The following is a 16186-nucleotide window of genomic DNA, read 5'->3' on the forward strand; positions in this document are numbered from 1 at the left end:
CCATTCAAAAAAAATACGTTATATCGCCGTATGATAAGTTCGGTGATTAATAACGCACACACAAGTTTAAAGAAACCGTAAGTTGGTAAAGTTTTTAAAGTTTATGCAATATCCTGCCGCTTCGCTGCTTCTGGCGTCATTTTTTTACTCGCTGTTGCTTAAAAGTTAACTTTACTTCACCATCGGAGTCCTGTTCAGCCTGTGGCTGCCTGTCGGAAAAGGGGTGAGTATGATTACGCTGTGGGGTCGGAATAATTCAACCAACGTTAAAAAAGTGTTGCTGACGCTCGAAGAACTGGAACTGCCTTATGAGCAAATTTTGGCGGGTCGTGAGTTTGGGGTAAACCATGACGCCGATTTTCTGGCGATGAATCCCAACGGGCTGGTGCCGCTGTTGCGTGACGACGAAAGTGACTTAATTCTTTGGGAATCAAATGCCATTGTCCGCTACCTGGCTGCACAGTACGGGCAAAAACGTCTGTGGATCGACTCGCCGGCACGTCGCGCAGAAGCCGAAAAGTGGATGGACTGGGCAAACCAGACGCTCAGCAATGCCCATCGTGGGATCCTGATGGGGTTAGTCAGAACGCCACCGGAAGAACGTGATCAGGCCGCCATTGATGCCAGCTGCAAAGAGTGCGATGCCCTGTTTGCTCTACTTGATGCGGAACTGGCAAAAGTAAAATGGTTTTCTGGCGACGAGTTTGGTGTGGGCGATATTGCTATCGCACCGTTTATCTACAATTTGTTTAACGTTGGCCTGACCTGGACACCGCGTCCGAATCTGCAACGCTGGTATCAGCAACTCACCGAACGCCCCGCAGTGCGTAAAGTGGTGATGATCCCCGTTAGCTAATTGCGTGGGCTAACTTTGAGTAATTCCCCGTTGGACTCGTCGGTGAGAACGTATAAATAACCGTCGGGTCCAGTGCGAACATCACGAATTCGCTGCCCTCTGTCCGTTAAAATACGACCATCTTCTGTCACTTTATCGCCGTTGACGCTCATCACGATGACATCTTTATCTTTCAGCGCACCAATAAATAATTTTTGCTGCCACTGGGGGAATTTGTCGCTGTTATAGAAGGTCATGCCGCTCACCGCTGGTGAGTCCTTCCAGTAAAAAACCGGTTGCTCGGTTCCGGCGACGATTTCCCCTTTCGCTTCCGGTATTTTAAAACCTGAGTAATTAATGCCCCAGGTAGCCAACGGCCAGCCGTAGTTTTTGCCTTTTTGCGGGATATTTATTTCATCGCCGCCACGCGGGCCATGTTCATTCAGCCACAGTGCATTACTCCACGGGTTCATCGCCATTCCTTGCGGGTTACGAATGCCATAAGACCAGATCTCTACGCGCGCACCGGATTCCCTGGCAAAAGGATTATCATCCGGGATCTCGCCATGGTCAGTCAGACGCACTAATTTACCCTGCAATTTATCCAGATCCTGCGCTGTCGGGCGCTGATTGTTTTCTCCCAGACCAATAAAAAGATAACCTTTACCGTCGAAGACCAGCCGCCCGCCAAAATGGTTGCCGGTAGAAAGTTTTGGTGTCTGGCGAAAAACGGTGCGGAAGTCGGTCACTTTTGAGAGATCATCACTTAAGCGACCATAACCCACGGCAGTTCCGGCTTTGCCATCATCGCCAACTTCGGAATAACTTAACCAGATGCGGCGCGACTGGGCAAAATCAGGCGCTAATGCCACATCCAGCAAGCCTCCCTGTCCATGCGCCCAGACGTTCGGCACACCGGCAAGCGGCGCAGATAATCCTTTTCCTGCTTGCCAGTGACGCAACTCGCCACCGCGCAGGGTGATTAACATGCCATGATTATCAGGTAAAAAGGCCAGCGCCCACGGATGATCGAGTTTGTCTTGCAGTACTTCGACATTTACCGGCGCAGGAGCCGCCCAGAGAGCGGAAGAAACACAGAAAAAGGGCACAAGGAAAAGGGATTGTCGATGCATAACGCCTCCGGATTGACTCTGGCTTAAAGCGTAGTCAGTGGAGGAGATGACAAATTCATTTTTACAAAAACTTAAACATGAAGGGGGAGACGCTTTCTCCCCCTTAGTTTTCAGGCCTGCTCAAGCATGGTGTGCTGTTCAAGGCTCTGGATACTCAGCGTTAAGCTCATCAGACAATTTTCAAGCTTATCGGCGTTGACGGTAATAACAGTCGGGCAATCATGATGCCCGCTCATCAAACATACTGCGGCTGTCGCTAATGCTTCTTCAGCATGATGAAGAGCACTCCACTCTTCCTGATCCAGATGAAGATTCAACCGCAGCGATTTATCGTGCAGTTCGCGATTCAGTTTAAAAAAGTTATCTCGTAGATGATTGCTTTCGCTGACGGACATGTATCCTTTGGCCTTCCTCAGTTGCACGTATGCGGCGAGGTCAACTCTTGCATCGATCAACCGGTTAAGTAGATCGCTTCGCTGTCTGTCAACGAACATACTTCGATCCTCCTCTTTGCAGCCTTTGTGCAATTAAATAGTATGGCTACTTTTTGTACAAAATGCTGTCAGGGATCAATACTTCACATCTTATTAATAAGAATTTACATTATTTCTCTTTCCAGTACCTCACATCCCCACGGCGCCAGTTCTAATGCTTGTGAACAAGCCTTGCCTGTTTCCGTCACTCGCCACGCTCCAGGAAGCACAACATTTTGTACATGAGCAGTGTAATTTTGTACAAAAACCCATTCCTGCTCGCCGTCTGTCCGACGCGTTGCAATAACGCCAGCAGGAAGTTCAGTAGCAAGTGCTTTTGGGAGATGAAGTGTGTTGATCAACATCGCGGCAAACGCTTGATGAAATGACGCATCATTACGCGAAGCCACATAGAAAGCTCGACCTTGTCCGACGTGATTTACTGTTAACGCAGGTGTACCCGCATAAAAATCCTCACCATAGCGCGCCAGAACCTGTGCACCTTCGGCGTGAATAACCGCACATAATTCCCGTGCCTGCCATTGCCCCTGCAGTCCATACGCATTCGGCTCGCAGATAACTTCGTTATGCTGATAATCATTAAGGCTATCAATCTCTTCAGCCCACACACCCATCAGGTCACGCAACGGGCCAGGGAATCCACCCAGATGACATAAATCGGTTTCATTGACAATCCCGGACCAGTAAGTGGTGACAAAATTGCCACCAGCTTCAACATAGGCGCGAGCACGAGCAGCAAATCCATCGCGAACCATATAGAGCATTGGGGCAATAACTAACTGATAACCCGTAAGATCACAATCAGCATTGATAATATCGACCGCCACGCCCTGCTCCCAGAAAGGTCGGTAATGCTCCACTACCGTTTGCTCGTAGTGGATACCGCAATTGCGCGGCCCGGCAGCATCGTTGACCGCCCAGCGGTTTTCCCAGTCGAAAATAATGGCAACTTTTGCCTGGGTTTTCGTTCCGACCAATTGTTTAAGATGAGCCAGCCGTTGCCCCAGTTGTATGACTTCGCGCCCGGTACGCGTCTCCAGATGACCGACGTGATCAACCACCGCACCATGAAACTTCTCCACGGCGCCACGACTCTTACGCCACTGAAAATAATGCACGCCGTCTGCGCCGTGAGCGACGGCCTGTAAGGAAGAAAGAATATTCATTCCCGGCTTTTTCAATTTGCTGGTTGGCTGCCAGCTTGTCTGGCTGGGCGTGGATTCCATCAGAATAAACGGTTTATTTTTTAAAGTACGCATCAGGTCGTGATACATCGCTGTTTTACAAGCAACGGCGCGTTCATCTTCCTGTTTATGCCACATGGGATAGCTATCCCAACTCACAAAATCAACCACTTCAGCTAATGCCCAGTAGTTGTAGTCATTGAAATACCACATAAAATTGGTCGTCGCAGGTAAATCGGGGCGTTCTGCTTTTAACGGCGCAATCTCCATTTGATAGAACTCTTTTACCTGCGATGTGACAAAGCGCCGCCAGTCAAGATTCAAACCGTGGTTAGACATCTCACCTAATGGGGAAGGAGATTCAATTTGTGACCAGTCACTGTATGTATGGCTCCAGAAGCCAGTCCACCATGCCTGATTAAGCGCCTCAAGAGTGGTGTAACGAGTCTGCAACCAACGGCGAAACGCCTGTTGGCATCCATTACAATGACACTCTCCGCCATACTCATTACTGATATGCCATCCCAGAACCGCCGGATGATTTGCGTATCGCTGCGCCAGCTTACGGTTAATTTGCGTCACTTTCTCTTTATACACGGGAGAAGAAAGGCAGTGATTATGGCGACCGCCGTGAAGCATTTTCTCGCGTGAGGCGCTAACTCTCAGAACCTCTGGATAACGTGCAGCAAGCCAGGCAGGTTTGGCTCCGCTTGGTGTTGCGAGGAAGACAGAGATCCCACCAGCATGAAGTTTATCCAGCACCTCATCCAGCCAGTTAAAGCAATATTCCCCCTCTGTGGGTTCCAGCATTGACCAGCTAAAAATACCCACCGACATGGTGTTACAACCAGCCTGTTGCATCATGGCGATATCTTTCTCCAGAATCCCGGGGACATGTAACCATTGCTCCGGGTTGTAATCAGCACCATGAAGTAACCATGGGGCTCTGGGGATGATCGGTGGGTGCTTGTCCATGCTGACTCCTGAATTGTTTTAAACAGACAAAAAATGTTATTCGTTCACAATACTGTCATCTAGTAATTAATTGCTTCGTTATGCAAGGAATGTCCGGCAGGAATGTGATCAAGTACGCGTTTTTCCCTGCAAACAGGTTCGATGGGTCAGCTTACCGGCACTGAGACAGGTGAGCGTGATACGTATGACATTCACTGCGGTATACTGTGACAAATCTTTTAGCCGGGGCGAATATGAAAACCAAAGCTGCAACCCTTGCCGATGTTGCTCGTCATGCCAATGTTTCTTATCAGACAGTGTCGCGGGTGCTTAACAATTCAGCGAACGTGTCTGCCAAAACACGTCAAAAAATTGAGCAAGCCATTGCTGAACTTAAATACGTTCCAAATCGCGTAGCTCAACAGTTGGTAGGGAAAGAGAGCAAAACGATCGGGCTGGTTACAACTTCGCTCGCCCTACATGCCCCCTCGCAAATTGCGGCAGCAGTGAAAAAATATGCCGGAGAACAGGGATATCAGGTGCTGATATCCATGATCGATGATGTTGATATTAAAGGTATTCAGGCTGCAATTAATGACTTAAAAGCACAACGGGTAACAAAGATTATTATCAACGCACCGCTGGAAACGGCATTGGCTGAAACTCTGGTTGCTGAAAACAGCGATGTGTTGTGTCTGTTTCTCGACGTGGACCCTTATAGCCCGGTGTTTAACGTCACTTTTAATCCTGCAGAAGGTGCACGCGCCAGCGTGAAATATCTTTACGATTTGGGGCATCGTCAATTTTGCCTGATCTCTGGCCCAGAAAACTCAGTACCGGCGCGGCTACGACTCAATACCTGGCGCGATACTCTCGCCTCACTTCAACTGACGCCGCTGGCCATTCATTACGGTAGTTGGGACGCTCAAAGCGGCTATCTGGCGACGTTACAGATGCTACGTGAAACGCCACAGGCGACCGCTCTTCTGATCGCCAATGATCAGATGGCATTGGGGGCGTTAAGCGCCTTACATCAACAAAAACGTAAAATCCCGCAAGATATTTCTGTCATAGGCTATGACGACACCTATGAGAGTGCGTTTTTTGAACCTTCACTGACGACCGTCGCAATCGACTTCGATTTACAAGGGAAAATTGCCGTTCAACAAATTTTACAACCGGACGATGAACACGCGATGCTCCGCTCTTCAACCATCCTTCCCAGTCGCCTGGTCGTGCGTAACTCTGCTGGCCCTCTGCACTCACCACAGACTGATCTGATGAATATTGCTGAACACCTTCGCACACTGGCGGATGAGCTAACACGCAAGGCATAAAAGTAATACGTTCTCATAAAAAGATTTAGTGATCTATTTCGCTAAATCTTTTTTATTACCAGCAATAATTGTGATGCAAATCGCAAACATTCATTTAACACATTGCCTAATCATCGCACTCAGGGTCAGAGTAAAAATGAAATTGTTAACGTATGACATTTTCCGGAGATGCATACCAAAACAATAACCAGTAAGCACAGTGAATGCCTGTGCCAACGGTAAATGACCCAACGCCAGTGATTGAGGATATGGCTATGTTATTGCCCGGTAAACGTAATTATATTTTGCTCAGTATTTTCGATTTCCTGTACCTCTTTGCCTGGTCGGCAACGATGGCATTTTTTGTCATATGGACGACACAGCATCTGGAAATTACCGCCACACGCACAGGATTACTTTATTCCGTTAATGCTTTCATTGCGTTATTAATGCAACCGTTCTTCGGTTTCATCTCCGATAAATTTGGTCTTAAGAAACAACTCATCTGGATCCTCGTCGCATTATTACTTCCCGTAGGCCCATTCTTTATTTATGTGTATGCCCCGCTTCTGGTTCATAACTTCTGGCTGGGCGCTGTTTTGGGTGGCGTTTACCTGGGGATAATTTTTAATTCTGGTTGTGGCGTTCTGGATTCCTGGATAGATAAAGTTTCGCGTCGTTATCATTTTGAATATGGTCGCGTAAGAATGTGGGGCTCTCTGGGATGGGCCGCCGCCGCGTGGATTGTGGGTAAATACATTGATACCAACCCTAATCTCTCTTTCTGGCTGGCAAGCTGTGCCATTGTGGTCGCCGCAATCTGCTTTATGTTTACCAAAATCGAACTTACCGAGGCCGAAATTGAAAAAACTAATTCGCTGAAAGCTATCCATGCGCTTGAACTGGCGAAAAATAGTCAGTTCTGGTTTTTATTGATGTTCACTCTGTTCGTAACGCAAATTTATGACACCTACGATCAACAATTCGCACAATATTTTTCGCTGCAATTTCCGACGCCAGAAGAAGGCAATCGCTGGTACGGGATTTTGGCTTCTGTCCAGGTCTGCGGAGAAACCCTATTTCTCTGTCTGATGCCGTGGTTTGTTAACCGCACTGGCGCAAAATGGGCATTAGTGATTGCCGGAACCATTATGTCGTTACGCATTGCCGGTTCTGCTATCCAACTGGGACCGGTGTGGATTGCGGCCGTTAAAATGATGCATGCCATCGAAAAACCACTGATCCTGGTGTCTGTGTTTAAATTTATCGCGGCTAACTTTGATCACAAACTCTCTTCGACGGTCTACCTGCTGGTGCTTTTTGTGGCATCCATCGCCACGGCAATCTATTCACCCATTGCTGGCTATCTGTATGACACCATTGGCTTTGCTGAAACCTATCTCATCCTGGGGGCGATTGCCGGTTGCTTCACGCTTATTTCGGTCTTTACGCTGCGGGACAAATCCAGCAACCAGCCTGCAAAGGCGCTAACTGAAACCCCAGTAGCCTGATAACCATTTACGCCCCGATAGTTGGGGCGTTTTCCTCGCCTGTTGACCAGATTACGATACAAATTTTATCCAGAACTCTGTAGAATCCCTGCCCTGACCTTTCCTGTAACTGAATATTTTTTAAGCTATGAGCAAAGTAACTCCCCAGCCGAAAATCGGCTTTGTTTCCCTCGGCTGTCCGAAAAACCTCGTCGATTCAGAGCGTATCCTGACCGAACTGCGCACTGAAGGTTATGACGTAGTACCGAGCTACGACGACGCAGACATGGTGATCGTCAACACCTGCGGTTTTATTGACAGTGCGGTGCAAGAATCACTGGAAGCCATTGGTGAAGCGTTGAATGAAAACGGCAAGGTAATAGTGACCGGTTGTCTGGGGGCGAAAGAAGATCAGATCCGCGAAGTCCACCCAAAAGTGCTGGAAATCACCGGCCCTCATAGCTATGAGCAGGTTCTGGAGCACGTTCATCACTACGTGCCAAAACCGAAACACAACCCATTCCTGAGCCTGGTGCCGGAGCAAGGCGTTAAGCTGACGCCACGTCATTACGCCTATCTGAAGATTTCCGAAGGCTGTAACCACCGCTGCACCTTCTGCATTATTCCGTCTATGCGCGGCGATCTGGTGAGCCGTCCGATTGGCGAAGTGTTAAGCGAAGCGAAACGCCTGGTAGATGCAGGCGTTAAAGAGATTCTGGTGATCTCCCAGGATACTTCCGCGTATGGCGTTGATGTTAAACACCGTACAGGCTTCCACAACGGCGAGCCGGTAAAAACCAGTATGGTCAGCCTGTGCGAACAGTTATCAAAACTGGGGATCTGGACACGTCTGCACTACGTTTACCCTTACCCGCATGTAGATGACGTTATCCCGCTGATGGCTGAAGGCAAAATCCTGCCGTATCTGGACATTCCGTTGCAGCACGCCAGCCCGCGAATTCTCAAACTGATGAAGCGTCCGGGTTCTGTAGATCGCCAACTGGCGCGCATTAAACAGTGGCGCGAAATTTGCCCGGAACTGACCCTGCGTTCAACCTTTATTGTCGGCTTCCCTGGCGAGACGGAAGAAGATTTCCAGATGCTGCTCGACTTCCTGAAAGAAGCACGTCTGGATCGCGTTGGCTGCTTTAAATACAGCCCGGTTGAAGGCGCTGATGCCAATGCTCTGCCAGATCAAGTGCCGGAAGAAGTGAAAGAAGAACGCTGGAATCGCTTCATGCAACTGCAACAGCAGATTTCTGCCGAGCGCCTGCAAGAAAAAGTGGGCCGTGAAATTCTGGTGATCGTCGATGAAGTAGACGAAGAAGGCGCAATCGGCCGCAGCATGGCAGACGCTCCGGAAATCGACGGCGCAGTTTATCTCAATGGTGAAACCAACGTTAAGCCGGGCGATATCCTGCGTGTGAAAGTCGAGCACGCCGACGAGTACGATTTGTGGGGTAGCCGGGTTTAATTAATTCAGGCCGGGCAAAATCATTTGCCCGGTTCGTTAATAAAAATTACTGCCAGCTAATCTGTGCCCTGCCGTTTTTCTTACTCTTATACAGCCGCTCATCCGCCAACATTTTCAGTCGTTCAACGGTAGTACATTCATTTGAATGCGCCACGCCGATACTGGTGCTTAAATTAATACTCCCCACCTGGAAATTGACAATATCTTTTAAAATCGATAGCAACTCATCCAGGGTTCCGCCAGTATAAATTATCGCAAATTCGTCGCCGCCAAAGCGGTAGACTTTACCTTTATCCACCGGGATTTGTGATTTAAGGATTTTCACTACCTTCATCAACACTTCATCGCCCAACAAATGACCGAAGGTGTCGTTAATATTTTTGAATTTATCGACGTCAAACAGGCATAAATAACCGCCTTTTTCCGGTAAGGCTTTTAAGTCTTCGTCAAAGGATTTTCTGCCCATTGCTTTGGTCAGATCGTCAAGAAACGCCGAGTTATACATGCTGTAGAGTTTTTTGACATCCGCCGCTGAAAAGAAAAGCCCACCGTCCAGAACGCGATCAAAATGGTTATTAATAATGGCTTCTTTCTCAACAATGCCACGATTAATCACTCTGCGTATCAGATAAAGGCAACTTGTGCCTGAAATAACTGCCACCAGGGCAGCAAAGAAAATAATCAGCGTACATACCTGCAAATAAACGTCTTTTTTATAAGCAAATACGTACAATCCGGTCGACAAATAGGAGAAATGCTCCATCGCTTCCGAAACGGTGAAGATGGCATTTTTGGCATTATATTCATCACCGGTAACTGGTTTGCCGTTCTTAAACAGTGAGAACATCAGGTTCTCGCTATCCATTGCCAGTGACTTTGACAGTAACGAAAATCGTTCCAGCCCAAGCAAAAATATCAAACTGCGATTGTGAGTAACCGGATAGAGATAATAGACGAAGGTTTTGCCGTCAAAAGAGATGAACCCCGTATTTTTAACATGCCGATACTTAACAACCTGCATAATATCTGCACAATAATTGTTTTCATACTCCTTAATCTGAATACACTCATCACTGGAAATCAGATAAGGACCAACATCATACAAATAAGAAGGTGAAACCGAGTCAGCGTAAGCTGTGCGCAAGCCAGCCAGCAATTCTTCTTCAGTCGGGTTAAGCGTGTTAATGAGATCAATTGCCACACTACGCCGATATTCAGCAATATTTGCCACCGCAAAAGCAGTATCAATAACGGACTGTTTCAGGCCATACACCCGTTCTTTTACCATCTGGGTATAGATCCCGCAGGCAACCGCTGAAATCATGATAAAAATCAGCAGACTGACTGTAAGTACGAATTTATTGATTCTGGACATACCTAAACTACTCTTTTACTAACTTCCCATTTTTGTCCCAGGCAGAGAATGGCAACGGCTTCTGGTACAGATACCCCTGGGCCTGAATACACCCTAATTTGATTAATTCACGCGCAACCTCTTCGCTCTCAACACCTTCTGCAATCACCGGGATCCGGTTATAGCGTGCCAGATCGAAGATAATGCGCAAAATTTTGCCCGCAGTGCCGAAAATATCGCCGGTAAATTGCGAGTCCACTTTTATGCTATCAGGATTAATTTCATAAAAACGTTTCAGGTTTGACAAACCTGTACCAAAGTCATCAATCGATATTCGTACCCCTTGTTTACGCAATTGTTCAATATTGAGATAAAAATGTTCACTAATTCGCTCGATCACAGTTTCAGTGATCTCAATACAGAGACTTTTCGCTGTCAGTTCATGTTCTTTCATGATGGCGATAAAACGCTCATGAAAATGTGGTTCGTTTAACTGCCAGGGCGAAACATTAATATGCAGTAAGAAATCCTGTTTCAGGAGCACACGCTGGCTAAAATGGCGGAATTCAGCCATCGCCGTTTTAATAATTTGGTAACCCAGTTCATTGATAAAACCGATATCTTCCGCGATAGCAATAAACTTCAGCGGCGAGATGATCCCCCGCTCCGCAGAAACCCAGCGACACAGCGCCTCAGCGCCCAGAATGTCGCGGGTGTTAATATCAACAATCGGTTGATAAACCAGGAATAGCTCGCCTTTTTCCATGGCGTGACGGATATTGCGCGCAATCCAGATATTCTCTTCAATTTCGCTGAGTTTCGCATCATCACAGAAAATAAACTCAGAGAACATATGGTCACGGATGCTGGAAATCGCCAGCTTCAGTTTTTCTGCATAGCTCCAGGCATTTTCGCCCTTCAGAGGTTCACAAATGGCAGATTTGTGTATACGCAGGTTGCGGTAGCCAAAGCTACTGTCGAAATCGTTTATCATCGCGATCTTACGGGTAAAAGTCTGTATATTTTCCCGACACAATAATAAATAGAGATCGGCATTAAATGTCACGATATCGCAGCATTGTGCATATTTCTCGGCAATTCGCTGACACAGCTTCCTGACAATTTTGTTGCGTTCCTCGACACCAAACACGGCTTCGACGGCTTCCAGTCCGCACAGTTTGATGATCCCGGCGGCCAGATACTGATTATTGTTTGACTCAATAATCGCCATATTTTTGATAAAACCGCTTTCCTGATCGTAGGAGATCAGTGAGAGCAATTTATTTGAACGCTCAACTTCAGCATCTTTCATTTCCGCGATCGAATTTTTGATGCTGATAATCTCTTTCGCATCGCCGTCACGAATTTTCAGTGCCTGCATTTGATCCGCAGAGTCAGGTAAAAACTCCAGCGTATTGACCAGCGTTGTCATTTCTGAAAATTGGCGACGGAACACACGGGTCGTCATTAAGTAAAGCGCCAGCAATACGACAATAATGAAAGCAAACGGCAAATAAAAGAGTTTATCTGACGCGTTAAATAGTTTCCCCGTAGGATAATAAAAATAGATTTCGAATAGCGAGTTATTGGGTACGCGCGATGTTTTTGCTATATACTCCGTATCGACAGAATCAATAATATTATAATTATCTTCGCTATTATAAATAATCAATTTTTCACGGGCGAGTTGGTTCTTGGCAATGATTTCATAACCTTGTTTCAGAAACAAGACTTCATCAGTTGCGCTGATATGATCAAGGTATTCGTTCAGATATCGCCAGTTTAAATCGACATGAATTTTATCAATAGCCAGCAAATCACGGTCTTTGCCGTTAATTCGCAGCGTAAAAGAAATACATTTTTTCCCCGGACGATCAAAGCAATTATATGCCGGATTCCAGCTACTGTCAGAGCCATCCGAAGCTACTGACCACGGGCGCTGCGACGGATTAAAATCGGCAAAGATGACGCGTCCTGCTTCATCAACAAGGGGGGCATTTACCTTTTCCTGATGATAAACACCGATTTTATCATTCGTCCGCCGCGAAAATAGATAATATTTATTATTATCCAGTACCAGCCCCACTGAGTCTAAAAATGGCATCATTTCCATTTTCAGGATGACGGCACGTTTAATCTCCTCACTGTTTTTCAATAAATAGAGTGAGTCCTTTAACGTCAGAGCGGAACGTTCAATATCTTTAAAGAAATAGCCAACGTTTTTTTGAATAAGTTCAAAGCGGCTATCGGCACGTTTTACCGCACGCTCCGATACCAGTTGATAGTTAATGATGAAAAAAAGAACAATAAATGACAGCGCAGCCAATAAAAATAAAATTATCAGCCTTATCTTTATCTTTTCGTATAAACTCAGCATGTTAATACATTTAACAAAATAACTGTCAGTACGCTGTGCCGCTGCATAAATAGTCCCTCGCAACGGCTTTTTAACCAAATTACCCGATTCTACAAAATTAGAAGAAAGTTACAACACTTGCTTAAGGCAATAATTTCCTCTGAGGTCATTACCCTTTCAAGCAATATTCAACCGTGACTATCCTTTAATTTTGGGGTCCAGCGCATCACGCAAACCATCACCCAGCAAGTTGAACGCCAACACGGTCAGGAAAATAGCCAGTGCCGGAAAAACCGCCACATGCGGCGCGATAACCATATCCGCTCTCGCTTCGTTGAGCATCGCTCCCCACTCCGGGGTCGGCGGCTGCGCTCCCAGGCCGAGAAACGACAGACTGGCGGCGGAGATAATCGAGGTGCCAATGCGCATGGTGAAAAACACGACGATGGAAGAGACTGTCCCCGGTAAGATGTGGCGCAACAAAATCGTCATATCGCTGGCACCAATACTGCGCGCTGATTCAATAAAGGTTTGCTGTTTTAACACCAGCGTGTTGCCGCGCACCAGTCGGGCAAACGCCGGAATAGAAAAGATAGCGACGGCGATAATCACGTTAGCAATGCCGCTTCCCAGCACCGCAACAACAGCAATAGCCAGCAAAATGCCAGGGAAAGCAAACAGCACATCACAAATACGCATGATCAGCCGATCCCACCAGCCTTCATAATATCCAGCCAGCAAACCCAGCAACGTCCCAATCGCCGCACCGATAAACACCGCAAACACACCCGCCGCCAGCGAGATTTGTGCACCAACCAGGACACGGCTGAAAATGTCGCGCCCCAGTGAATCGACGCCAAACCAGTGCTGCAAAGAAGGTCCGTTATTCAGATTGTCATAATCGAAATAATTTTCGGCGTCATAGGGGGCGATCCAGCGAGCAAAAATGGCCACCACAATCAATAAAATAACGAACAATACGGCGGTCATCGCCATATGCTGACGGCGAAAACGTCGCCAGAACTCATGCCACGGAGTACGCACCTGATCAGGTTTTACCAGTGGCATGGCGTTTAACACCGCCTGACGACGCCAGTTAAATAATCGCATCCTTACTTGTACCTGATAGCCGGGTTAATGGCGGCATAAAGCACGTCCACCACTAAGTTGATAAGAATAAATTCCAGCGAGAAAAGCAGAATTTCCGCCTGAATCACCGGGTAATCGCGCATTTCTACGGAGTCAACGAGTAAGCGCCCAAGTCCGGGCCAGTTGAAGACTTTCTCCACCACGATGGACCCACCGAGCAAAAAGCCAAACTGTAAGCCCATCATGGTCACTACCGGAATCATCGCGTTGCGTAGCCCATGTTTGAGGACAACCCAGGTTTCGCTCACCCCTTTCGCCCTCGCGGTACGCATATAATCTTCGCTTAATACGTCGACAAACGACGCGCGGGTAAAGCGCGCCATCACGGCTGCCACTGCCGCGCCGAGCGTCAGGGAGGGTAAAATGTAGTGCTGCCAACTATCCGCACCGACAGTCGGCAGCCAACCCAGCTCAACGGAAAAAACCTGAATCAAAAGCATCCCCAGGGCAAATGCCGGGAAGGAGATCCCCGACACCGCGATGGTCATACTCAAGCGATCTGGCCAGCGGTTACGCCAGACGGCGGCAACAATCCCCGCCGCCATACCAAATATCACCGCCCAGGCCATACTGGTTATGGTCAGCCACAGCGTTGGCATGAAGCGGCTGGCAATCTCATCGGCAACCGGACGACGCGAGACCATCGACAGGCCAAAATCTCCCTGCACGGCATTGCTGATATAGTGCCAGAACTGGTGATACAGCGGCTGATCCAACCCCAGTTGCTGACGCACCAGTTCGATGACCTGAGCATCAGCTTCGGGCCCGGCAATCAATCGCGCCGGATCGCCGGGCAGCATATGGACAAATAAAAACACCAGCACCGAGACGATAAACAGCGTCGGAATCAACCCCAGTAAGCGTTTTATAACGTAATTAAGCATTCCACTCCCTGCGTTGCTTATTGCAAGTCCGCATCTTCAAAGCTGAAGCCGGTGTCTGGCATGATCCAAAAACCGGTCAGATTTTTACTGTGTGCCGACACCAGTTTTTCGACCACCAGCGGAACCCACGGCGACTCTTGCCAGATGATATCCTGCGCCGCCTTATACAAGCGGGTCTTTTCCGCCGGATCGTTAGTTTTCAGTGCCTGAGCCAGGTAGTCATCTACCTGTTTATTGCTGTAAAACGCAGTATTAAACAGCGTCGGTGGCCAGTTCTGTGACGCAAACAGCGGCGATAACGCCCAGTCAGCTTCGCCGGTCGAAGCCGACCAGCCGGTATAGAACAGTCGCACGCCACTCTCTTTTTGCCCTTTACCTTCTACTTCTGCCGCCCGCTGTCCGGCATCCATCGCCGTCACCTGGGCTTTAATCCCTACCTGCGCTAACTGCTGCTGGGTAAATTGCAGCACTTTCTGCGCGGTGCTGTGGTTATGCGACGACCACAGCGTGGTACTGAAACCGTTGGGATATCCCGCCTCTTTGAGTAATGCGCGCGCTTTTGCCGGATCGTAAGGCCACGGTTGGTAACTTTGCGCGTAGGCGATACTCGGCGGCACCACGCCAGTGGCGGGCGTTGCATATCCCGCAAACGCGACTTTCACCAGCGCCGGACGGTTGATGGCATAATTCAGCGCCTCACGTACCTTCGGGTTATCGAATGGCTTTTGCGTCACATTCATACTGATATAACGCTGCATAATCGACGGACTGGCCATCAGCTCGATATTTTTGTTTTTCTCCAGCAGCGCGGCCTGCTCGTAGGGAATGGGGAAAGCAAACTGCGCTTCACCGGTTTGCAGCATGGCCGCACGGGTGTTGTTATCCGCCACCGGACGCCAGGTAATGCTGTCCAGTTTGGGCAGTCCCGACTGCCAGTAACCAGTGAATTTTTTGACCTTCACAAAATCGGTCTGATTCCAGGTATCCAGTTCATACGGCCCGGTTCCCACCGGATGAAAACCAATCTCCTTGCCATATTTTTCCAGCGCCGCCGGAGAAATCATCGCTGTCGCCGGATGGGCAAGAATATTAATAAACGCTGAGAACGGCTGCTTAAGCGTAATCTTCACCGTTGTCGGGTCGACCGCTTCAGTTTTGGCAATATTCTTGTACAGGTTATAGCGTTTAAGATGATTCGCAGGGTCACTGGCTCTGTCCAGATTCGCTTTTACCGCCGCCGCATTGAAGTCGGTGCCATCCTGGAACTTAATCCCTTCACGCAATTTCACGGTATAAGTGAGGCCGTCGCCGGAGACGGTATAACTCTCCGCCAGCACGTTTTTCAGCTTCATCTCTTTATCCAGACCGAACAGTCCCTGGTAAAACGATTTCGCCACGGCCTGTGACAACGTGTCATTCGCGTCATACGGGTCGAGGGTGGTGAAGTTCGATCCCACCGCCACAACCACATCTTTGGCAGCGAATGCACAAGATGCCATCAACGCTGTGACAATACCCAGCGCCACTAACCCACTACGGTGTACAGCTCTTGCCATTTGATTC

The 16186-nt window shown here is 48.1% G+C and carries 12 protein-coding genes; 4 read left to right on the plus strand and 8 right to left on the minus strand.

All coding sequences use genetic code 11. From position 1 onward, the window contains the following. Positions 1-229: 229 nt before the first annotated feature. Complete coding sequence (gene gstB, locus HEN21_RS08745; protein WP_010354318.1) at positions 230-856, plus strand: glutathione S-transferase GstB; 627 nt, start codon at positions 230-232, stop codon at positions 854-856. On the opposite strand, the gene yliI is transcribed toward gstB, so the two are convergent. The 3 genes from yliI to HEN21_RS08760 all read right to left on the minus strand — a co-directional run bounded on the left by yliI (position 853) and on the right by HEN21_RS08760 (position 4621). Further along, positions 853-1968: an aldose sugar dehydrogenase YliI gene (yliI, locus tag HEN21_RS08750; protein WP_176252366.1), complete on the minus strand. Its 1116-nt coding sequence runs from the start codon at positions 1966-1968 to the stop codon at positions 853-855. The two genes, gstB and yliI, sit on opposite strands and share 4 nt — an antisense overlap. A 110-nt stretch (positions 1969-2078) precedes the next feature. Further along, positions 2079-2462, minus strand: coding sequence for a biofilm formation regulator BssR (gene bssR / locus HEN21_RS08755; RefSeq protein WP_000497145.1), 384 nt, complete (start codon positions 2460-2462; stop codon positions 2079-2081). 104 nt (positions 2463-2566) lie between these two features. Then, on the minus strand, positions 2567-4621 hold the full coding sequence (locus tag HEN21_RS08760) for a beta-galactosidase (protein WP_176252365.1): 2055 nt from the start codon (positions 4619-4621) through the stop codon (positions 2567-2569). 233 nt (positions 4622-4854) lie between these two features. Between HEN21_RS08760 and HEN21_RS08765 the strand changes: the two genes are divergently transcribed. From HEN21_RS08765 to rimO, 3 genes are all read left to right on the plus strand, one after another. Continuing rightward, positions 4855-5937: a LacI family DNA-binding transcriptional regulator gene (locus HEN21_RS08765; RefSeq protein WP_176252364.1), complete on the plus strand. Its 1083-nt coding sequence runs from the start codon at positions 4855-4857 to the stop codon at positions 5935-5937. Positions 5938-6191: 254 nt separating this feature from the next. Then, positions 6192-7427, plus strand: a complete 1236-nt coding sequence (locus tag HEN21_RS08770) for an oligosaccharide MFS transporter (RefSeq protein ID WP_105285218.1) — start codon at positions 6192-6194, stop codon at positions 7425-7427. Between the two features lie 127 nt (positions 7428-7554). After that, the gene (gene rimO / locus HEN21_RS08775; protein ID WP_000049371.1) at positions 7555-8880 is read left to right on the plus strand and encodes a 30S ribosomal protein S12 methylthiotransferase RimO; all 1326 of its coding nucleotides are present in this window, start codon (positions 7555-7557) and stop codon (positions 8878-8880) included. A 46-nt stretch (positions 8881-8926) separates the two neighbouring features. Here the strand turns inward: rimO and HEN21_RS08780 are convergent, their stop codons facing one another. From HEN21_RS08780 to gsiB, 5 genes are all read right to left on the minus strand, one after another. After that, complete coding sequence (locus tag HEN21_RS08780) at positions 8927-10255, minus strand: GGDEF domain-containing protein (RefSeq protein ID WP_176252363.1); 1329 nt, start codon at positions 10253-10255, stop codon at positions 8927-8929. Positions 10256-10262: 7 nt separating this feature from the next. Then, complete coding sequence (locus tag HEN21_RS08785; protein ID WP_176252362.1) at positions 10263-12611, minus strand: sensor domain-containing phosphodiesterase; 2349 nt, start codon at positions 12609-12611, stop codon at positions 10263-10265. 177 nt (positions 12612-12788) lie between these two features. Then, entirely contained in the window at positions 12789-13700 is a 912-nt protein-coding gene (gene gsiD, locus HEN21_RS08790; RefSeq protein ID WP_001236057.1) for a glutathione ABC transporter permease GsiD, read from the minus strand. A 2-nt stretch (positions 13701-13702) separates the two neighbouring features. Continuing rightward, on the minus strand, positions 13703-14623 hold the full coding sequence (gene gsiC, locus HEN21_RS08795) for a glutathione ABC transporter permease GsiC (protein ID WP_000936029.1): 921 nt from the start codon (positions 14621-14623) through the stop codon (positions 13703-13705). A gap of 17 nt (positions 14624-14640) precedes the next feature. Further along, positions 14641-16179 carry a glutathione ABC transporter substrate-binding protein GsiB gene (gsiB, locus tag HEN21_RS08800; RefSeq protein ID WP_016235167.1) on the minus strand — a complete coding sequence of 513 codons (1539 nt, stop codon included), beginning with the start codon at positions 16177-16179 and terminating at the stop codon, positions 14641-14643. Between the last annotated feature and the right edge of the window lie 7 nt (positions 16180-16186).

Origin of the sequence: Escherichia sp. 93.1518 (genome assembly GCF_013368915.2) — a bacterium.
GTDB classification, from domain to species: Bacteria; Pseudomonadota; Gammaproteobacteria; order Enterobacterales; family Enterobacteriaceae; genus Escherichia; species Escherichia ruysiae.

Bases quoted from the DNA above. Each gene is read 5' to 3' on its own strand.
- yliI (WP_176252366.1), bottom strand. From the start codon at position 1,968: ATGCATCGACAATCCCTTTTCCTTGTGCCCTTTTTCTGTGTTTCTTCC.
- HEN21_RS08765 (WP_176252364.1), top strand. From the start codon at position 4,855: ATGAAAACCAAAGCTGCAACCCTTGCCGATGTTGCTCGTCATGCCAAT.
- gsiC (WP_000936029.1), bottom strand. From the start codon at position 14,623: ATGCTTAATTACGTTATAAAACGCTTACTGGGGTTGATTCCGACGCTG.
- gsiB (WP_016235167.1), bottom strand. From the start codon at position 16,179: ATGGCAAGAGCTGTACACCGTAGTGGGTTAGTGGCGCTGGGTATTGTC.
- HEN21_RS08780 (WP_176252363.1), bottom strand. From the start codon at position 10,255: ATGTCCAGAATCAATAAATTCGTACTTACAGTCAGTCTGCTGATTTTT.
- HEN21_RS08770 (WP_105285218.1), top strand. From the start codon at position 6,192: ATGTTATTGCCCGGTAAACGTAATTATATTTTGCTCAGTATTTTCGAT.
- gstB (WP_010354318.1), top strand. From the start codon at position 230: ATGATTACGCTGTGGGGTCGGAATAATTCAACCAACGTTAAAAAAGTG.
- gsiD (WP_001236057.1), bottom strand. From the start codon at position 13,700: ATGCGATTATTTAACTGGCGTCGTCAGGCGGTGTTAAACGCCATGCCA.
- rimO (WP_000049371.1), top strand. From the start codon at position 7,555: ATGAGCAAAGTAACTCCCCAGCCGAAAATCGGCTTTGTTTCCCTCGGC.
- bssR (WP_000497145.1), bottom strand. From the start codon at position 2,462: ATGTTCGTTGACAGACAGCGAAGCGATCTACTTAACCGGTTGATCGAT.
- HEN21_RS08760 (WP_176252365.1), bottom strand. From the start codon at position 4,621: ATGGACAAGCACCCACCGATCATCCCCAGAGCCCCATGGTTACTTCAT.
- HEN21_RS08785 (WP_176252362.1), bottom strand. From the start codon at position 12,611: ATGCTGAGTTTATACGAAAAGATAAAGATAAGGCTGATAATTTTATTT.